The sequence below is a fragment of the Brevundimonas sp. UBA7838 genome (assembly GCF_002500885.1).
GTDB classification, from domain to species: domain Bacteria; phylum Pseudomonadota; class Alphaproteobacteria; order Caulobacterales; family Caulobacteraceae; genus Brevundimonas; species Brevundimonas vesicularis_C.
The window spans coordinates 42482-59022 of sequence record NZ_DLTK01000100.1; the positions used below are offsets into that span (position 1 = coordinate 42482).

The following is a 16541-nucleotide window of genomic DNA, read 5'->3' on the forward strand; positions in this document are numbered from 1 at the left end:
AACAACGCTGCAAGGGTCATCTTGATGGCGACAGGGCTTGGAGATGATTTCGATGCGTAAACTCGCCTTCTTTGCACCCCTGGCGGCGACACTCGCCGTCGCCGCCATGGCTCAGGCTCAAGCGCCGACGGTGAACGTCACAGTCGGGCCGCAGCTTCAGCGCGAGGTCGAAAAGCTCGGCGACCGCGAGGTCAACGAACAGATCGCCGGCCTTCAGGCCGAGGTCGGCAAGGCCTTAGCCCAGCGTTATCCAGGCGCGACCGCCAATCTGGTGCTGGTCGATCTGAAGCCGAACCGGCCGACGTTCGAACAGGTCCGTCAGACGCCCGGCCTCGACCCGATCCGCAGCGTGTCCGTCGGCGGCGCGGCCATCAAGGGTGAGATCGTTATGGCGGACGGCGTGACGCGGCCCGTGGACTATTCCTACTTCACGCCCAGCATTAGCGACGTCTGGGGCTACAGCGTCTGGCGTGACGCTGACCGCGCGTTCGAGCGCTTCGGCGATCAGATTGAGCGCGGACGCTTCTAACCCATCTCTCGGTTGCGTCTGACCGCCGCCGCGACCGTCTCGTCCAGCATCACCGTGAGGCGGCCGTCCTTCGCCATGGCGTCAAGCCCGGCGCGGGTCGAGCCGCCAGGCGAGGCGATGCGGCCTATCAGGGCCTCCAGCCCATCGTCGCCCATGGAGTCGGCTGCGGACCTCAGGGTCGCGCGCGCCAGCACATCCGCTGTCGCCGCATCCAGGCCCGCCGCCTCCCCAGCCCGCGCCAGCGCTTCGGTGAAGGCGTAGAAATAGGCTGCGCCTGACCCGGCCACCGCTGTCGCCGCATCCATCAGCGCCTCGTCCGCCAGCACCACGGTCTCGGCCATCGGCTCAAACAACGCCCGCCCGATGCCCTCAGCGCGCCGGTCCGCCGACCAGACAGAGGCCACGCCGCGCCCGCGCGACACGCCGGTCGTCGGCATCACCCGTACGATGGGCCAGCCTCCTAGACCTTCGGCCAAGGTCGGCGCCGTCACGCCCGCCATTACCGACAGAATGACGGCTCGGTCATTCAGGAACGGCGCCAGCGGAGCCATGACCTCGCGCCACAGCGCCGGTTTGACCGCCAAAACGATTACCGCCGCCTCGGTCAGGACCTCCAGCGGCGGATTGGTCCGCGCGCCCTTGACCCGCGCCGTCTCGGCCGCCGGCTTTTCCGAGGGGGTGAGAATGATCAGGTCGGACGCCGCCACCGTCTCGGTCAGCAGCCAGCCTTCCAGAATGGCGGAGCCCAGCCGGCCGCAGCCGACCAGAACAACGGGACCCGGCACAGATGCCGCGCTTGGCATCAGGCGGTGCCGACGGTCTCGAACAGGCAGGCGTCGATCGCCTCCTGCGGCTTCTTGTTCCCGCGCACCATGAAGTCGAAGGCGGGGTAGTAGCGATCCGAAGCCTCGATGGCCGCGTCGATCATCGAGGCTGCCTGGGCCAGGGTCGGGCGCTCGCCCATCGGCAGGGCCAGCGAATGGCGGAAGACGATCTCGCCGTCCTCGGCCCAGACTTCGAAATGACCCATCCAGGTGCGCTGGTTGATCAGGCCGACCAGTTCATAGGCCGCCGTCTTGCGGCTTTTGGCCACCTTCAGATCCAGCGCGCAGCACAGCTGAAGACAGTCGCCCTCGGGACGCCAGGCGAACCATAGCTCATAGTCCTTCCAGTCGCCGGCCAGAGCAAAGGCGAGGTCGCCGTCGTCGGTGCGGTCGAACGGAAGATTCTCGGCCGTGAGCACATGCTCGACGACCTCAAGCGGGTCGAAGGGCACGTCCACTTCCTCGGGCCGGGCGATGTCCATCAAGTGTCTTTCACGCTGCGTCCGCGAGAATCGCGGGCGTTAACAGAACGGTAAGCCTGTTCGCAGATTCGGCTCAACCGGCTGCGTCCCCGGGTTGAGTTCCATCTGTGGACGTTCCCTTCGCGGGCTTTGCAGCCGGCTTTTGGGCGGCCTTCAGCTCTGCGATCTCGGCACGCAGAGCGGCGATCTCGTCCTTCAGAACATCGAACTCGTCGCGACGGACCAGGTCCATTTCGGCGGCGATCCGGTCGGCCTGGGCGCGCCAGGCGGTCTTGGCCTCTTCGCCTGCGGCTTGGGCCAGGCCCATGGCGCCGGTCGTCAGTTTGGCGAACTCGTCCAGAATGGGATTGCGGGTCTGCATGGCGGCTCCGACCTCAACGTCGTTAACGAAGGTTCACCGACTATGGTGAACGAAACCTTTCTTTCTGCTGCTTCGCGGGCGCCATCAAGGCGTCGTGATGCGTCTTCACAGGCGACGACGGCGGCGACGCTTGCTAAACCGCTGTCAAAGACAGTCCCGCACAGGAACGCCCCTTGCCCTTTCCCGAATTCGATCCGGTCCTGATCCACCTCGGACCGCTTCCGATCCGCTGGTACGCGCTGGCCTATGTCGCCGGCATCATGCTGGGCTGGTGGTACGCCGCGCGCCTGGCCAAGACCCAGCGGCTGTGGGCGCCCGGCAAGCCGCCTGTCACCACGACGCAACTGGACGACCTGGTGCTGTGGATCGTGCTGGGCATCATCCTGGGCGGCCGCCTCGGCTACGCCCTCTTCTACAAGCCGGCCATGTACGGCCAGCTGTTCACCGGCCAGACGCTGGGCGAGCGGTTCGAACTGTTCCAGCTGTGGACCGGCGGCATGAGCTTCCACGGCGGCTTCCTGGGCGTCTGCCTGGCCATCGTCCTCTATGCCCGATCGCAGAAGATTAACATGCTGCGCCTCGGCGATCTGGTCGCGCCCGTCGTGCCGATCGGCCTGATGTTCGGTCGCCTGGCCAACTTCATCAACGGCGAGCTGTGGGGCCGCGAGACGACCGTCCCCTGGGCGGTGCGCTTCTGCAACGCCCGCATCGAACAGATGTACGGCTTCTGCCCCGCGGGCGATGCGCCCCGCCACCCCAGCCAGCTCTATGAGGCAGGCCTTGAGGGGATCGTTCTCTTCTCCATCCTTTCCATTGCCATCTGGAATTTCGGCCTGCTGAAGAAGCCCGGCTATATCACCGGCCTGTTCTTAGTCGGTTATGGCGTCTGCCGCGCGGCGCTGGAGAATGTGCGCGAGCCGGATATCGGCATGCCAGATTTCCCGTTCGGCCTGACTATGGGAATGATGCTGTCAATCCCGATGATCCTGGTCGGCGCCTGGCTGATCTGGCGCGCGTGGAAGCGTCCGCCGGCTGCCGCTGAGGCATGAGCGAGGCCGAAACCCTCAAGGCCCGTCTGGCGCGCGAGATCGCGCTGACGGGTCCGATGACGGTCGCCGACTACGTAACCCGCTGCCTGCACGATCCCAAGGGCGGCTACTATGCGTCGCGTCCGGATTTGGGCGCGCGTGGCGACTTCATCACCGCCCCTCTGGTCAGCCAGATGTTCGGCGAACTGATCGGCCTGTGGGCGGTCGAAACCTGGAACCGGCTGGGCGCGCCCGAGCGGTTCCGCCTGGTCGAGGTCGGCCCCGGCGACGGCACGTTGATGAGCGACGCCTTGCGCGCCGCCCGCCTGGTTCCGGGCTTTCTTGAAGCCTGCGATCTGATCCTGATCGAACCCAGCGCCCCCTTGCGCGATCTCCAGGCCAAGGCCCTGGCCGGCGCCGACCTGTCGCCGCGCTGGGTCCGCAGCCTGACGGCGATCGAGACCGACGCCCCGGTCATCCTGATCGCCAATGAGGTGCTGGACTGCATGCCCGCCCGTCAGTTCGTCCGCACGGACGGCGGCTGGGCCGAGCGCCGCATCGGCGTCACAGACGATGGCGACCTGATCTTCGGCCTGACCGCCATATCCGGCGGTTTCCACAAGCCGGACTTCGACATCGCGCCAGGCGGCATTCTGGAAATTTCGGACCAGCAGGCGGTCTTCGGCCGCGACCTCGGCCTGTTGATGAAGGCCGCCTCGGGCGCCGCTCTGCTAATCGACTATGGCCGCGCCCGCCCCGAAGCCGGCGACACGCTCCAGGCCCTGCGTCGTCACCAGAAGGTGGATCCCCTCGCCACGCCCGGCGAAGCCGACCTGACCCAATGGGCCGACTTCCCCCTGGTGCTGGAAGGCGCGGTGCGAACCGGCGCCGACGTCACCGGCAGCCTGCCCCAAGGCGAGTTCCTGCGCCGGCTGGGCATCAAGGCCCGCGCCGAGGCGCTGAAAGCCGGCCGGCCTGCCGCCTCGGGCGTCATCGACCGCCAGCTGCATCGGCTGACCGGCGACAACCAGATGGGAACCCTGTTCAAGGCCGCCGCCATCTTCGCCCCCCGATCCATGGTCGTGCCCGGCTGGGACGCCTGATATAGGTGGGGGCATGAGCGATCTGGCCGCCATCACCCACCCGCTTCTGACCGCCGCCGGCATTGCTCACGGCTTCTTCACCCGTGCGGGCGGCGTTTCGACCGGCATCTATGAAGGGTTGAACGCTGGCGTCGGCTCCAAGGACGACCCGGCCGCCGTCGCCGAAAACCGCCGGCGTGCAGCGGGCCATTTCAACGCCGACCCGGGCCATCTGAACGGCTGCTATCAAATCCATTCCGCCGTGGCGCGTGTGGCCGAAGGTCCCTGGCATGGCGACAGGCCGGAAGGCGACGCCGTCGTCTCAGCCGAGCCGGGCCTGCTGTGTTCAGTTCTGACCGCCGACTGTGCGCCGATCCTGATGGCCGATCCCGAGACCCGCATCGTCGCCGCCGTCCACGCCGGCTGGAAGGGCGCGCTGGGCGGCGTCATCCACTCCGCCGTTTCCGCCATGCAGGCCCTGGGCGCCGAGCCTCGGCGGGTGGTCGCCGCCGTCGGCCCCTGCATCGCGCCCGCCAGCTATGAGGTCGGCGTCGATTTCGAAGATCGCTTCACCCACCACGATCCTGGCAGCGACCGCTTCTTCCACCCCGGAGAGACCGCTGACAAACGCCAGTTCGACCTGCCCGGCTTTGTCCTTTGGCGGCTGCAGCAGGCGGGGGTCGGCCAGGCCGTCTGGACCGGGCACGACACCTGCGCGGACGCAGAGCGGTTCTATTCGAACCGTCGCGCCTTCCAGCACGGCGAGCCGGACTTCGGTCGATTGATTGCGGTGATCGGGGCTTAGCCCGCGCGCGCCAGCTCCGGCACGCGGGTGACCTCGCGCCAAGCTTGGGGCGCGGCCAGCAGGGCGCGGACCAGCTTGTTGTTCAGCGCGTGACCGGCCTTGTAGCCTTCGTATCGACCCAGCAGGGGAGCGCCAAGCACATACAGGTCGCCGATGGCGTCCAGCGCCTTGTGACGCACGAACTCGCGTTCCATGCGCAGGCCGCCGGGGTTTAGAATCTCGTCGCCGTCGATGACCACGGCGTTCTCCAGCGAACCGCCGCGCGCCAGGCCCGCCTTGCGCAGCGCCTCGACCTCATGGGCGAAACCGAAGGTGCGGCAGGCCATGATCTCCTTGCGGAAGGTCGGTTCGTCCACGACGAAGTCGATCACCTGATTGCCGATCACGGCCGACGGGAAGTCGATCTCGAACCGCATCTCGTAGCGGTCGCACGGCATCAGGGCCGCATGCTTGTCGCCCTCGACGACATGGACCGTTTCCAGGATCTCGATGTAGCGCTGCGGCGTCGGCTGTGGTCGGAAACCGGCCCGATCCAGCAGCTTCACGAACTCCAGCGCCGAACCGTCCAGGATCGGCAGCTCTGGTCCGTCCACCTCGACCACGGCGTTCGACACGCCCAGCGCGGCGAAAGCGGCCATCAGATGCTCGATCGTCGACAGGCGAACACCCGCGCCGTTCTCGATCATGGTGTTCAGGCGGGCGTCAACCACGGCCTCGCCCGACACCGGAATGCGGTTGTCGCGGTCGGTGATGTCGGTGCGCACGAAGACGATGCCCGTGCCAGATGGCGCAGGCCGAACCGCCAGCCGCACCCGGCGGCCGGTGTGCACCCCGACCCCGGCGATGATGGCCGGGGCGACGATGGTGCGTTCGTGATGGTCGCTTCTGACCGACAAACCTGAACTCGCTCTTTCCTTTGCGCGCCGCACACCGTGCGGATTGCGCCCTGGGTTTCATCTAGCGGTCATGCCGCAAGCGCGAAATCAAAGTCCGGTTTCGGATTGTTTCGCTCTGAGACACGTCCGAGAACGAGAAACGCCCCGGAGACGGGCTCCGGGGCGTTTCATCGTCATTTGGGACGTTTAGTTGGCCAGACGGCGGAGAAAGGATGGGATTTCCAGGTCGTCATCGGCCTGTCCCGCCTCCGGTTCTGGATGTTGGACCGGTTGAGCCGAAGAGCGCGCCTGATGCGACGATTGCGGCGCATAAGACATGTCGTGCTGAGGCTGGGTGCGCTTGCCGCGACCAAACAGGCTCCAGCCGCTGCGGCGGTGGTCACGGTCGTCGTAACCCTCGTCGGCCTGAGGCTGCTGGGCCGCAGGCGCGGCGCGCTCATAGAGATCGCCTTGCGGCGCGACGCGCGGGGCCGGCGCGCGGGTTTCATATTCCTCGACCCAAGGATCAACGATGGGGTCCAGAGCGCGCGGCTGCGGCTCGGCGACGCGGATCACCGGCTCGGGGCGCGGTTCCGGTTCGCGAGCGGCAGGGGCCTGAAAGGTCGGCACAACCGGCACCGCCTCGATGCGGGGCTCAGGCGCGCGCGGGGCTTCTGCGCGAACCGGCTCACGGTAGGCGTCGCGGGTCGGTTCCGGCGCGCGCGAGGCTTGCGTGCCATACAGACCGCCAGCCGAGCGGCGAGCGTCATGACCAGCCAGCGGCGCGCTGGCGGCCGGCGGGGCGATGGGTTCGATGCGACGCACTTCGCCCTCGTCCATGCCGGTCGCGACGACCGAGACGCGGATCTTGCCATCCAGGGCCGGGTCGAAAGCGGCGCCGAAGATGATGTTGGCGTCGCCGTCCACTTCCGCGCTGATGGCGTTGGCAGCTTCGTCGACTTCCAGCAGAGTCATGTCCAAACCGCCGGTGATGTTCACCAGCACGGCCTTGGCACCCTTCAGGCTGGTTTCGTCCAGCAGCGGGTTGGCGATGGCGTTCTGGGCCGCCAGCAGGGCGCGGTCGTCGCCCGTGGCCTCGCCCGTGCCCATCATCGCCTTGCCCATCTCGGACATGACGGCGCGCACGTCGGCGAAGTCCAGGTTGATCAGGCCAGGCAGGATCATCAGGTCGGTGATCGAGCGCACGCCCGAGTGCAGGACCTGATCGGCCATGCCGAAGGCGTCGGCGAAGGTCGTGCGCTCATTGGCGACGCGGAACAGGTTCTGGTTTGGGATGACGATCAGGGTGTCGACATAGCGTTGCAGCTCGGCGACGCCCGCGTCGGCCAGACGCATGCGGTGACGCCCTTCGAAGGTGAAGGGCTTGGTCACGACGCCGACGGTCAGGATGCCGCGGTCACGCGCGCATTTGGCGATGACAGGCGCCGCGCCGGTGCCGGTGCCGCCGCCCATGCCGCAGGTGATGAAGACCATGTGCGCACCTTCCAGGTGCTGATGGATCTCGTCAGCGGACTCCTCGGCGGCGTTCATGCCGACTTCGGGGTGGGCGCCGGCGCCCAGGCCTTGGGTGATGGTCTCGCCCAGTTGGATACGGCGATCGGTCTTGGCGAAGCTGAGGTGCTGCGCGTCGGTGTTGGCCACGACGAACTCGACCCCTTCGAGGCCGGCGTCGATCATGTTGTTCACGGCGTTGCCGCCAGCGCCGCCGACGCCGAACACGACGATGCGGGGCTTCAGTTCAGTGTGTTGCGGCTTGACCAATGAGAGCGACATTTTCTGTTTCCGACCTGCTGACCCGCCCCTTCAAACCAACCGACCGCCCCGCCGAATCGCTTTGGTTATGAGCGCGTTAAGGATTGCGCCCATGAAGGTTAAGAGAAGGTTACGGCGATAATGTGAGTCGGACCGAAGAACACCCCAAACCGGAAGCGTTGCTGAAGTTTTCCACGAAGATGGAAGTTTGGATCTCAGGTAGGGTTGGCGCGCGGTGACCGGAGCTAAAGCATGGGTCGTGGGGGCCTTTACAGATTATCTCTCAGCCAGCCGGCCACGCGTCCCACCACGTTTCCACGGTGAATGCGGGGCGCATCTGCAGCCGTAATCTGCCGCGCCATCAGCTTCCGCGCGGACACCGCCTCACGCGGGCCATAGGCGGCGCGGAGGAGGACGCCGGCGGTGGCGCAGAAGGCGGGGCCGGAGGCGGCGTCGGCCAAATGTGGCGCCCGTTGGGGTTTTCCGAGGCGGACGGGACGGTCGAACACGCGCACGGCGAGTTCGCGCACGCCGTTCAGCTGACTGGCCCCGCCGGTCAGGACGAGGCCCGCGCCTGGCTCCAGGCCGACGCCCGCATTTTTTAGCCGATCACGGAGCAGTTCGAGGGTTTCCTCGACGCGCGGGGCGATAACGGTCTTCAGCATGGCGCGCGGGACGATGACGGGGCCGGCCGAGGCGTCCTCGCCGCGCGGCGGAGCCTCCAGCATTTCGCGGTCCTCGTTGGCGCTGGCCATGGCCGAGCCGTGCAGGGTCTTGAGCCTTTCGGCGCCGGCCTTGGACGTCGACAGACCGCGTGCGATGTCGGAGGTGACGTGATCGCCGCCGACGTTCAGGCTTTCAATATGCAGCAGGGACCGGCCGCCCCACACGGCGGCGCTGGTCGAGCCGCCGCCCATGTCGATGCAGACGGCGCCCAGGTCCATCTCGTCTTCTTCCAGCGCGGCCAGAGATGAGACGACGGGTGCGGCGGCGACGCCTTGCAGATCCAGGTGCGCCAGCTCCAGGCAGTGGCTGAGGGTCGTGAAGACGTTTTCGGCCATTGAGACGACCAAAAGATCAAGCCCCAGCGAGCCGCCCCGCATCGAACGCGGATCATGCACGCCTCGCGCGCCGTCGACCGACCAGGCGATGGGCAGGACGTGGATCGGGCGACGGTTGGGCAAGCGAATCTGGGCTAGAGCCATGCCGATGGCGCGCGCCAGATCGGCGTCGCCGACCGGATTGGCGCCCAGCGAGACGCGGGCCTGCACCCGGTGGCTGGCCATCTGGCCGATAGCCGTGGTGACGACGACGCCGGAAACCGGGCTCTGGGCCGCACGCTCGGCGCGTTCGACGGCATGGCCGATGGCCTGGGCGGCCTCATCCATATTGATGATGGCCCCGCCCCTCACGCCCTTGGACTGGACGTGGCTGGCGCCCGCGACGCGGATGGTGCGGTCGGCATGGCGGACGCCGTCGGGCTTCATGATGAAGCACGAGACCTTGGACTGGCCGATGTCCAGCGCGGCGACCACAGGCGCACGACCGGCGCGAGGATCCATGCCCCGACCGTGATCATTCGCCGCGCCGCGTTGCTTGGTCATGTCTCTACGGTCCTTAGGCGTCACCGGCGGGTCGCACGGCGACCTCGTCCGGGGTTCTGAGATCGACGCGGGCGAAGCCCAGGTCGAGCAGGCGTTCGCGCTGGTCCAGCGCATCGAGGCGGATCAGGGCCGCGTCCTGTTCGGTGGCAGGCAGTTGGATCAGGCTGCCGTCCTTGAGACGCAGGTCCCAGCGGCGCTCGTCCACGCGCACCAGGGCGTCCACCATCCCCATCAGCCGCGGGCGCTGGGCCAGCAGAGGCAGGATTTCGCCCGCCGCCAGGTCGGCTCCCTTGCCCACGACCAGCGGCAGCGTCGGATAGCGGCGCGCGTCGGCGCCGTCGATGACTTGGCCCCGGTTGTCGATCACCTTGATCTGACCGGCTTCCTGCCAGACGGCGAGGCGGTCGTGTTCCTTGACCTCGACGATCAGGGTGTCGGGCAACAGGCGCACCACGCGCGCTTCCTTGACCCAACCCACGCCCTGAACCCGCGTGCGAATGGCGTCCAGATCCAGACTGGTGATCGGCTGACCAGAATACAGGCCGAGCGCGCGCTCGATCGCCGGCTCAGCCTCGGGCGAGGCGCCGGTGATGTGCACCCGCTTCAGCGTCAGGCCCATGCCGGCTGTCAGATTGTCCAGGCCATGCGAAACCGAGGCGCCGATCCGCTCGGCGCGGGCGCCCGTGGCCAGAACCCCGACCAGCAGCAGCGCGCCGGCGCCCAGGGCGATCACGGCGGTGCGTGGCGAAATATCGACACGGCCGATGGCGGCCATCTTGCCGGGAACGGCGGACGCGTTCTGGGCCCCGCTGCGCGACCGTCCCCCGCCTTTGGAAGCCGAACCGCGCTGTGGAGCCTGATTAGAACCCTGTCGCCGACCGCCGCGAACTACCGCGGGCATGAGGCGTCCTCCACCATCCACCGAACCAGATCGTCATAGCTCATCCCGGTATGGGCGGCCTGCTCGGGCGCGAGCGAAGTCGGAGTCATGCCGGGCTGGGTATTGACCTCCAACAGGACCAGATCGTCCTTAACATCATCATAACGGAAGTCGGATCGCGACACGCCACGGCACCCCATTGCGACGTGCGCCGCCTCGGCCTGACGCAGCGCCTTTTCGAACACGTGCGGAGGCAGAACGGCCGGCAGGACGTGCACCGATCCGCCCGGCGCATACTTGGCCTCATAGTCATAGAAGCCCTTGGTCGGGGTGATGTCCGTGACGGTCAGGGCGCGCGGTCCGGCCGGTTCGCCCAGCACGGTGACGCACAGTTCCTTGCCGGCGATATAGGGCTCGACGACAACCTGCTCGCCATAAGTCCACCCCGGCTCGCCCACTTCGGAAACCGGACGGTTGGCGCCCTCGCGCACCAAGAAGACGCCGACAGACGAGCCTTCGGCATTCGGCTTGACCACATAGGGCGGGTCGATGACGTGGCGGCTGGCGACTTCGTGACGATCGTAAAGACCACCGCCCGGCACCTTGATGCCCGCCGCCCGCAGCACGGCCTTGGACTTGTCCTTGTCCATCGCCAGGGCCGAAGCCAGCACGCCGGAATGGCTATAAGGAATACGCAGCGTCTCCAGCACGCCCTGGACGCAGCCGTCCTCGCCCCAGGCCCCGTGCAGACAGTTCAGGACCACGTCCGGCTTGATCAGGCCGGACAACACATTGGCCAGATCCCGCCCCGCATCCACGCGACTGACGCGCACGCCCTGCCGCTCCAGCGCGCGCGCGCACTGCTCGCCCGACGAGAGGGACACCTCCCGCTCTGCGGAAAGGCCGCCCAGTAGGACGGCGACATGAAGATCTTTGAAAGCGCGGGCCATGACGCCTTGGATTGGGGCCTACATGTTTAACAGGCCGTCAACCATTCGCGCCCGCCGACCCTTTTTGCGCAGGATTTTTTTATCCCGCCCGGCCGATCCGCTTGATTTCCCACTCCAGCTGAACGCCGGTCTTGGCCAGGACATCGGCGCGAACCGCCTCGCCCAGGCCTTCGATATCGGCCGCAGTCGCTTCGCCGGGATTGATCATGAAGTTGGAGTGCAGTTCGCTGAACTTGGCCCCTCCCCCGGTTTCGGCGTGCAGCTTGCCGCGCCAGCCGGCCTCATCCACCAGCTTCCACGACGAATGGCCCTCGGGGTTCTTGAACGTCGAGCCGCCCGTCTTCTCGCGGATCGGCTGGGTCGTCTCGCGACGGCTTGTGATCTCGGAGATCCGGGCCGCCACCGCCTCGGGTTTGTCGGCCGTGCCGCGATAGGTCGCCTCGATCCAGATGATGTCGGCCGGCGCCTGGGAATGGCGATAGGTGTAACGGAAGTCGGCCAGAGCGTAATCGACCCGCTCGCCCGACCGCGTCAGGCCCCAGGCCGACACCAGCACGTCCTTGGTCTCGGAGCCGTAGCAGCCGGCGTTCATGGTCAAGGCGCCGCCGATGGTGCCCGGAATGCCGGCGTAGAATTCCAGCCCGGCGATCCCCGCCTTGGCGCTGGCCTTGGCGACCATCGAGTCCAGCGCGCCCGCGCCAGCCGTGACCGCATCGCCGTCCGCCGTGATCTGCGCCCAAGGGCGGCCCGCCAGGCGGATCACCACGCCCTCGACCCCGCCGTCACGGACGATGACGTTCGATCCGACGCCCAGAACCGTCACCGGCACGGCCGGGTCCAGCGCCTTCAGGAAGTCCGCCAGATCCTCGGCGTCCGCCGGAATGAACAGGGCCTCGGCCGCGCCGCCTACCCGGAACCAGGTATAGGGCGCGAGCGGCTCGTTCCGCAGCAGCTTGCCGCGCACTTCGGGCAGAGCGATCACGCCAGAGCCTCCAACTGCGCCGGCAGGCCATAGGCCCAGCTGGTGATGTCGCCAGCGCCCAGCAGCACGACGACGTCGCCGGATTTCGCCTCGTCCTTGATCAGGCGTGGCAGGACGGCGGCGTTCTCCAAGGCCTGGACGTGACGGTGGCCGTAGCGGCGCACACCGTCGGCCAGGGCGTGCTTGTCCACCCCTTCGATCGGCTGTTCGCCGGCAGGATAGACGTCGGCGACGATCACGCTGTCGGCGTCCGAGAAGCAGGTCGAGAACTCGTCCATCAGATCGCGCAGACGCGTATAGCGGTGCGGCTGAACCACCGCGATGACGCGACCTTCCGTCACCTGGCGTGCGGCCTTCAGCACGGCGGCGATCTCGACCGGGTGGTGGCCATAGTCGTCGACGATGCGGACGCCGCCCACGACGCCCGTGGTGGTGAAGCGCCGCTTGACCCCGCCGAACCCGGCCAGACCGGTGCGGATCGCGTCGTCCGACACATCCAGCTCGCGCGCCACGGCGATGGCGGCCAAGGCGTTCGACACATTGTGCCAACCCGCCATCGGAAGGTGCAGACCTTCGATGCGGTGGGTCTCGCCGTTCTGGATCACAACGTCGAAACGCGCGCCGTCCGGTCCCATCTGGCAGTTTTCAGCCCGCACCATGGCCTGCGGGTTCGTGCCGTAAGTGACGAGGCGCCGGTTATCGATGGCCGCGACCAGCTTCTGCACCTCCGGATGGTCCAGGCAGACGGCGGCGAACCCGTAGAAGGGGATGTTCTCGACGAAATCGACGAACGCCTTCCGCACCCCGTCGAAGTCGCCGTAGTGATCCAGATGTTCGGGATCGATATTGGTGACGATGGCCACCGTCGACTTCAGGCGCAGGAAGCTGCCGTCCGACTCGTCCGCCTCCACCACGATCCAGTCGCCGTCGCCGACCTTGGCGTTGGTGCCATAGGCGTTGATGATGCCGCCGTTCACCACGGTGGGATCCAGGCCCGCCGCATCCAGCAGGGCCGCCACCATAGAGGTCGTCGTCGTCTTGCCGTGGGTTCCGCCGACCGCGATGGAGAACTGCAGCCGCATCAGCTCGGCCAGCATCTCGGCCCGGCGCACCAGCGGGATGCGGCGCTCGCGGGCCGCCTTCATCTCGGGATTGTCGGCCTTGACCGCCGTCGAATAGACCACCGCCGACACGCCTTCGCCCACATGGGCGGCGTCGTGGCCGATGAATATCTTGGCGCCCAGCTGTTCCAGCCGCTCGGTATTGGCGCTGGCCTTAGCGTCAGAGCCCTGCACCGAATAGCCGATCTTCAGCATGATCTCGGCGATGCCGCTCATGCCGATGCCGCCGATGCCGACGAAATGAACGGGACCGAGGTCGAACGGGACGGGGCGAAGGCGTGCGATCATTTTCGCCTCATAAACGCCGCCTCGCCTCCTGCGAAGGGCGCGCCGCATACGGAGCGAACTTTTCTAAGGACGATCGGGCGCGGCTGTGCACGAACTCGCACAGAACTATTGCGCCTCCACCGAGTTGTCTTCGGGAACGCGCGCGGCTCCCGCTTGCGCCGCTGCTCCAAAGGACTTCCAAGATGGCCAAGAACGCAAAGCCGGCCGGCGCGCCGATAATCGGCAACGCCGGCGAGGTGCACCAGACCGCCTCGACGCCTGAGACCCGCCTGACCACAAATCACGGGACGCCGATCAGCGACAATCAGAACTCGCTCAAGGCCGGCCCGCGCGGCTCGACCCTGCTGGAAGACTTCATCCTCCGCGAGAAGATCCAGCATTTCGACCACGAGCGTATCCCTGAGCGGATCGTCCATGCCCGCGGTTCGGCCGCCCACGGCTTCTTCGAACTGACCGAAAGCCTGTCGGACTTCACCACGGCCAAGATCCTGACCGAGGTCGGCAAGAAGACCGAGCTGTTCACCCGCTTTTCGACCGTCGCCGGCGGCGCGGGCTCGGTCGATACGCCGCGTGACGTGCGCGGCTTTGCGGTCAAGTTCTATACGACCGAAGGCAACTGGGATTTAGTCGGCAACAACATTCCCGTCTTCTTCATCCAGGACGCGATCAAGTTTCCGGACCTGATCCATTCGGTGAAGATGGAGGCCGATAAGGGCTATCCTCAAGCGGCCAGCGCCCACGACACCTTCTGGGACTTCATCGGCCTGATGCCCGAGAGCATGCATATGGTCATGTGGGCCATGTCGGATCGCGGCATCCCGCGCAGCCTCCGCATGATGGAAGGCTTCGGCGTCAACACCTTCCGGCTGATCAATTCCGAAGGCGAGGCGACGCTGGTCAAGTTCCACTGGCGGCCCAAGCTGGGCACGCAATCGACCTGCTGGGACGAGGCCGTCAAGATCGCCGGCGCCGATCCCGACTATCATCGCCGTGACCTGTATGAGGCCATCGATCAGGGCGACTTCCCCGAATGGGAGTTCGGCGTGCAGTTGTTCACGCAGGAACAGGCCGACGCCCTGCCCTTCGACATTCTGGACGCCACCAAGTTGGTGCCGGAAGAAGACTATCCGATCCGCGTGATCGGCCGAATGGTGCTGGACCGCAACCCGGACAACTTCTTCGCCGAGACCGAACAGGTCGCCTTCCTGCCGACCAACATCGTGCCGGGCATCGACTTTTCGGAAGACCCGCTGCTGCAGGGCCGCCTGTTCTCCTATCAGGACACCCAACTGTCGCGCCTGGGCACGGTCAACTTCCACCAGATCCCGATCAATCAGGCCAAAGGCTGCCCCTTCCAGAACTTCCAGCGCGACGGCCATATGCAGATGGCCGTGCCCAAGGGCCGCGCCAACTACGAGCCCAACAGCCTGGCCGAAGCGGGCGAGGACGGCGGCCCGCGTGAAGATCCCAAGGGCGGTTTCCGCACCGCGCCTGTTCCAGTCGAGGGCGAAAAGGTCCGGCTGCGCGCTGAAAGCTTCGCCGATCACTACAGCCAGGCACGGCTGTTCTTCCGCTCCCAGACCGAGATCGAACAGGCCCACTTGGCCAGCGCCATCGTCTTTGAACTGTCTAAGGTGTCGCTCGCTCACGTTCGCGAGCGTGTTCTGGCCAATCTGCAGAACGTCGATGAAACCCTGGCCCAGCGGGTCGCAGACGGCCTGAACCTGCCCCTGCCCAAGGCGTCCGACCCCGGTGTGGCGCCCATCGATCTGGACGCCTCGCCTGCGTTGCGCATCGTCGGCAAATACCCCGACACCCTGAAGGGCCGGAAGGTCGCCATCCTGGTCGCCGACGGTTCGGACGGTGCGGTCGTCGACGCCGTCAAGGCGGCGGTTGAAGGCGACGGCGGCTCGGTCTTCATCGTCGCGCCCAAGGTCGGCGGCGCCAAGCTGAAGGACGGCAAGACGCTGGTGGCCGACGGTCAGTTGGCCGGCAGCCCGTCGGTCCTGTTCGACGCTGTCGCCATTATCTTGTCCGAGAACGGCTGCGCCCAAATTCTTAAAGAAGGCGCCGCAGTCGATTTCGCCAAGGACGCCTTCGGTCACCTCAAGGCCATCGGCCACACCCCTGAGGCCCAGCCCCTGTTGAACAAGGCGGGCGTCGAGCCGGACGCAGGCGTGATCGATCTGTCCAAGGCCCCCAAAAGCTTCCTCGCCCCCGCCCGCACCCGCCAATGGGATCGCGAGCCCAAGGTGCGCATGTTGGCCTGACCGCAGTAAACTTGATCAGAACGACAGAGGGCCGGGCGATACGTCGCCCGGCCCTTTCGTTTTCAGCATCGCGACGCGATCAGCTGTCGGCTTGCCAGCCGCCGGCCAGGGCGCGGAACAGGGCGATCTGATAGGTCGTGACCAAGGCGTCAGACTGGGCCAGAGCGGCGTCGGCCGCCGCTTGGGTGCGTTCGGCATCGAGCACCAAAAGGAAGCTGTCGGCGCCAGCGTTGAAGCGCAGGCGCGACAGGTCGGCGGCGCGGGCTGCCTGGTCCCTGGCTTCGGTCAGGGCCGCACGACGGTCCAGTTCGTTGGCGTAGTTGCTGAGGGCCGTCTCGGTTTCCTGAAGCGCCGTCAGCACCGTCTGGTCGAAGGTGGCGAGCGCCGCGTCCGAACGGGCGCCGGCGGCCTTGATCTGAGCGCGGGCGGCGAAGACGTTGGGGAAGGACCAGCTGATCAGCGGACCGAAGCTGAAGCGGAAGTTCTGGTCGTCGCCCAGTTCACCCGAATCCAGCGCGGTGGATCCGAAAGAGCCGCCCAGGCTGATCTGCGGAAACAGGTTTGCGGTCGCCACGTTCACGCGCGCGGCGGCGGCGGCCAGTTCGGCCTCGGCCTGGCGCACGTCGGGACGGCGGGCCAGAAGCGCCGCGCCATCGCCGACCGGGATCGGCTGGCTAAGCTGGGGCG

The 16541-nt window shown here is 66.9% G+C and carries 16 protein-coding genes; 5 read left to right on the forward strand and 11 right to left on the reverse strand.

Features of this window, described 5'->3' with window-relative positions; translation table 11 throughout:
* Window positions 1-52: 52 nt before the first annotated feature.
* The gene (locus B3T77_RS09265) at window positions 53-529 is read left to right on the forward strand and encodes a hypothetical protein (protein WP_292078986.1); all 477 of its coding nucleotides are present in this window, start codon (window positions 53-55) and stop codon (window positions 527-529) included.
* On the opposite strand, the gene B3T77_RS09270 is transcribed toward B3T77_RS09265, so the two are convergent.
* The 3 genes from B3T77_RS09270 to B3T77_RS09280 all read right to left on the reverse strand — a co-directional run bounded on the left by B3T77_RS09270 (window position 526) and on the right by B3T77_RS09280 (window position 2196).
* Window positions 526-1314 carry a pyrroline-5-carboxylate reductase family protein gene (locus B3T77_RS09270; protein WP_292078988.1) on the reverse strand — a complete coding sequence of 263 codons (789 nt, stop codon included), beginning with the start codon at window positions 1312-1314 and terminating at the stop codon, window positions 526-528. The genes B3T77_RS09265 and B3T77_RS09270 overlap by 4 nt on opposite strands.
* A 17-nt stretch (window positions 1315-1331) precedes the next feature.
* Window positions 1332-1835 (reverse strand): YbjN domain-containing protein, encoded by a 504-nt coding sequence (locus B3T77_RS09275; protein WP_017504503.1) that lies wholly within the window; start codon window positions 1833-1835, stop codon window positions 1332-1334.
* Between the two features lie 73 nt (window positions 1836-1908).
* Window positions 1909-2196, reverse strand: coding sequence for an accessory factor UbiK family protein (locus B3T77_RS09280; RefSeq protein WP_153922568.1), 288 nt, complete (start codon window positions 2194-2196; stop codon window positions 1909-1911).
* A gap of 173 nt (window positions 2197-2369) precedes the next feature.
* Here B3T77_RS09280 and lgt point away from each other — a divergent pair, with 173 nt between their 5' ends.
* From lgt to pgeF, 3 genes are read left to right on the forward strand one after another with little or no spacing between them, the layout of a single operon-like run.
* Window positions 2370-3245, forward strand: coding sequence for a prolipoprotein diacylglyceryl transferase (gene lgt, locus B3T77_RS09285; RefSeq protein ID WP_292078991.1), 876 nt, complete (start codon window positions 2370-2372; stop codon window positions 3243-3245).
* Window positions 3242-4327: a class I SAM-dependent methyltransferase gene (locus tag B3T77_RS09290; RefSeq protein ID WP_292078993.1), complete on the forward strand. Its 1086-nt coding sequence runs from the start codon at window positions 3242-3244 to the stop codon at window positions 4325-4327. The genes lgt and B3T77_RS09290 overlap by 4 nt, the downstream gene beginning before the upstream one ends.
* Before the next feature lie 13 nt (window positions 4328-4340).
* Complete coding sequence (pgeF, locus tag B3T77_RS09295) at window positions 4341-5111, forward strand: peptidoglycan editing factor PgeF (RefSeq protein WP_292078995.1); 771 nt, start codon at window positions 4341-4343, stop codon at window positions 5109-5111.
* Here pgeF and lpxC read toward each other — a convergent pair.
* The 7 genes from lpxC to murC form a co-directional block, all read right to left on the reverse strand.
* A complete protein-coding gene (gene lpxC, locus B3T77_RS09300) occupies window positions 5108-6007 on the reverse strand; it encodes a UDP-3-O-acyl-N-acetylglucosamine deacetylase (RefSeq protein WP_112862510.1) in 900 nt (299 codons plus the stop codon). The two genes, pgeF and lpxC, sit on opposite strands and share 4 nt — an antisense overlap.
* A gap of 186 nt (window positions 6008-6193) precedes the next feature.
* Complete coding sequence (gene ftsZ / locus B3T77_RS09305; protein WP_292078998.1) at window positions 6194-7780, reverse strand: cell division protein FtsZ; 1587 nt, start codon at window positions 7778-7780, stop codon at window positions 6194-6196.
* Between the two features lie 248 nt (window positions 7781-8028).
* Entirely contained in the window at window positions 8029-9321 is a 1293-nt protein-coding gene (gene ftsA, locus B3T77_RS09310; protein WP_039247066.1) for a cell division protein FtsA, read from the reverse strand.
* A gap of 55 nt (window positions 9322-9376) precedes the next feature.
* The gene (locus B3T77_RS09315; RefSeq protein WP_292079000.1) at window positions 9377-10264 is read right to left on the reverse strand and encodes a cell division protein FtsQ/DivIB; all 888 of its coding nucleotides are present in this window, start codon (window positions 10262-10264) and stop codon (window positions 9377-9379) included.
* A complete protein-coding gene (locus B3T77_RS09320; RefSeq protein WP_292079002.1) occupies window positions 10252-11193 on the reverse strand; it encodes a D-alanine--D-alanine ligase in 942 nt (313 codons plus the stop codon). Before B3T77_RS09320 ends, B3T77_RS09315 begins: the two co-directional genes overlap by 13 nt.
* Before the next feature lie 79 nt (window positions 11194-11272).
* Window positions 11273-12175, reverse strand: coding sequence for a UDP-N-acetylmuramate dehydrogenase (murB, locus tag B3T77_RS09325; RefSeq protein ID WP_292079004.1), 903 nt, complete (start codon window positions 12173-12175; stop codon window positions 11273-11275).
* On the reverse strand, window positions 12172-13584 hold the full coding sequence (gene murC / locus B3T77_RS09330) for a UDP-N-acetylmuramate--L-alanine ligase (protein ID WP_205682818.1): 1413 nt from the start codon (window positions 13582-13584) through the stop codon (window positions 12172-12174). The genes murB and murC overlap by 4 nt, the downstream gene beginning before the upstream one ends.
* A 182-nt stretch (window positions 13585-13766) precedes the next feature.
* Between murC and B3T77_RS09335 the strand changes: the two genes are divergently transcribed.
* A complete protein-coding gene (locus tag B3T77_RS09335) occupies window positions 13767-15854 on the forward strand; it encodes a catalase (protein ID WP_292079009.1) in 2088 nt (695 codons plus the stop codon).
* A gap of 79 nt (window positions 15855-15933) precedes the next feature.
* Here B3T77_RS09335 and B3T77_RS09340 read toward each other — a convergent pair.
* On the reverse strand, window positions 15934-16541 hold a 608-nt coding region (locus B3T77_RS09340), incomplete at its 5' end, for a TolC family protein (RefSeq protein ID WP_292079012.1).

Excerpts from the sequence above, each read along its gene's own strand:
- ftsZ (WP_292078998.1), bottom strand. The coding sequence starts at position 7,780 with ATGTCGCTCTCATTGGTCAAGCCGCAACACACTGAACTGAAGCCCCGC.
- B3T77_RS09275 (WP_017504503.1), bottom strand. The coding sequence starts at position 1,835 with ATGGACATCGCCCGGCCCGAGGAAGTGGACGTGCCCTTCGACCCGCTT.
- B3T77_RS09335 (WP_292079009.1), top strand. The coding sequence starts at position 13,767 with ATGGCCAAGAACGCAAAGCCGGCCGGCGCGCCGATAATCGGCAACGCC.
- B3T77_RS09280 (WP_153922568.1), bottom strand. The coding sequence starts at position 2,196 with ATGCAGACCCGCAATCCCATTCTGGACGAGTTCGCCAAACTGACGACC.
- B3T77_RS09265 (WP_292078986.1), top strand. The coding sequence starts at position 53 with ATGCGTAAACTCGCCTTCTTTGCACCCCTGGCGGCGACACTCGCCGTC.
- B3T77_RS09320 (WP_292079002.1), bottom strand. The coding sequence starts at position 11,193 with ATGGCCCGCGCTTTCAAAGATCTTCATGTCGCCGTCCTACTGGGCGGC.
- murC (WP_205682818.1), bottom strand. The coding sequence starts at position 13,584 with ATGATCGCACGCCTTCGCCCCGTCCCGTTCGACCTCGGTCCCGTTCAT.
- B3T77_RS09290 (WP_292078993.1), top strand. The coding sequence starts at position 3,242 with ATGAGCGAGGCCGAAACCCTCAAGGCCCGTCTGGCGCGCGAGATCGCG.
- B3T77_RS09315 (WP_292079000.1), bottom strand. The coding sequence starts at position 10,264 with ATGCCCGCGGTAGTTCGCGGCGGTCGGCGACAGGGTTCTAATCAGGCT.
- ftsA (WP_039247066.1), bottom strand. The coding sequence starts at position 9,321 with ATGGATCCTCGCGCCGGTCGTGCGCCTGTGGTCGCCGCGCTGGACATC.
- pgeF (WP_292078995.1), top strand. The coding sequence starts at position 4,341 with ATGAGCGATCTGGCCGCCATCACCCACCCGCTTCTGACCGCCGCCGGC.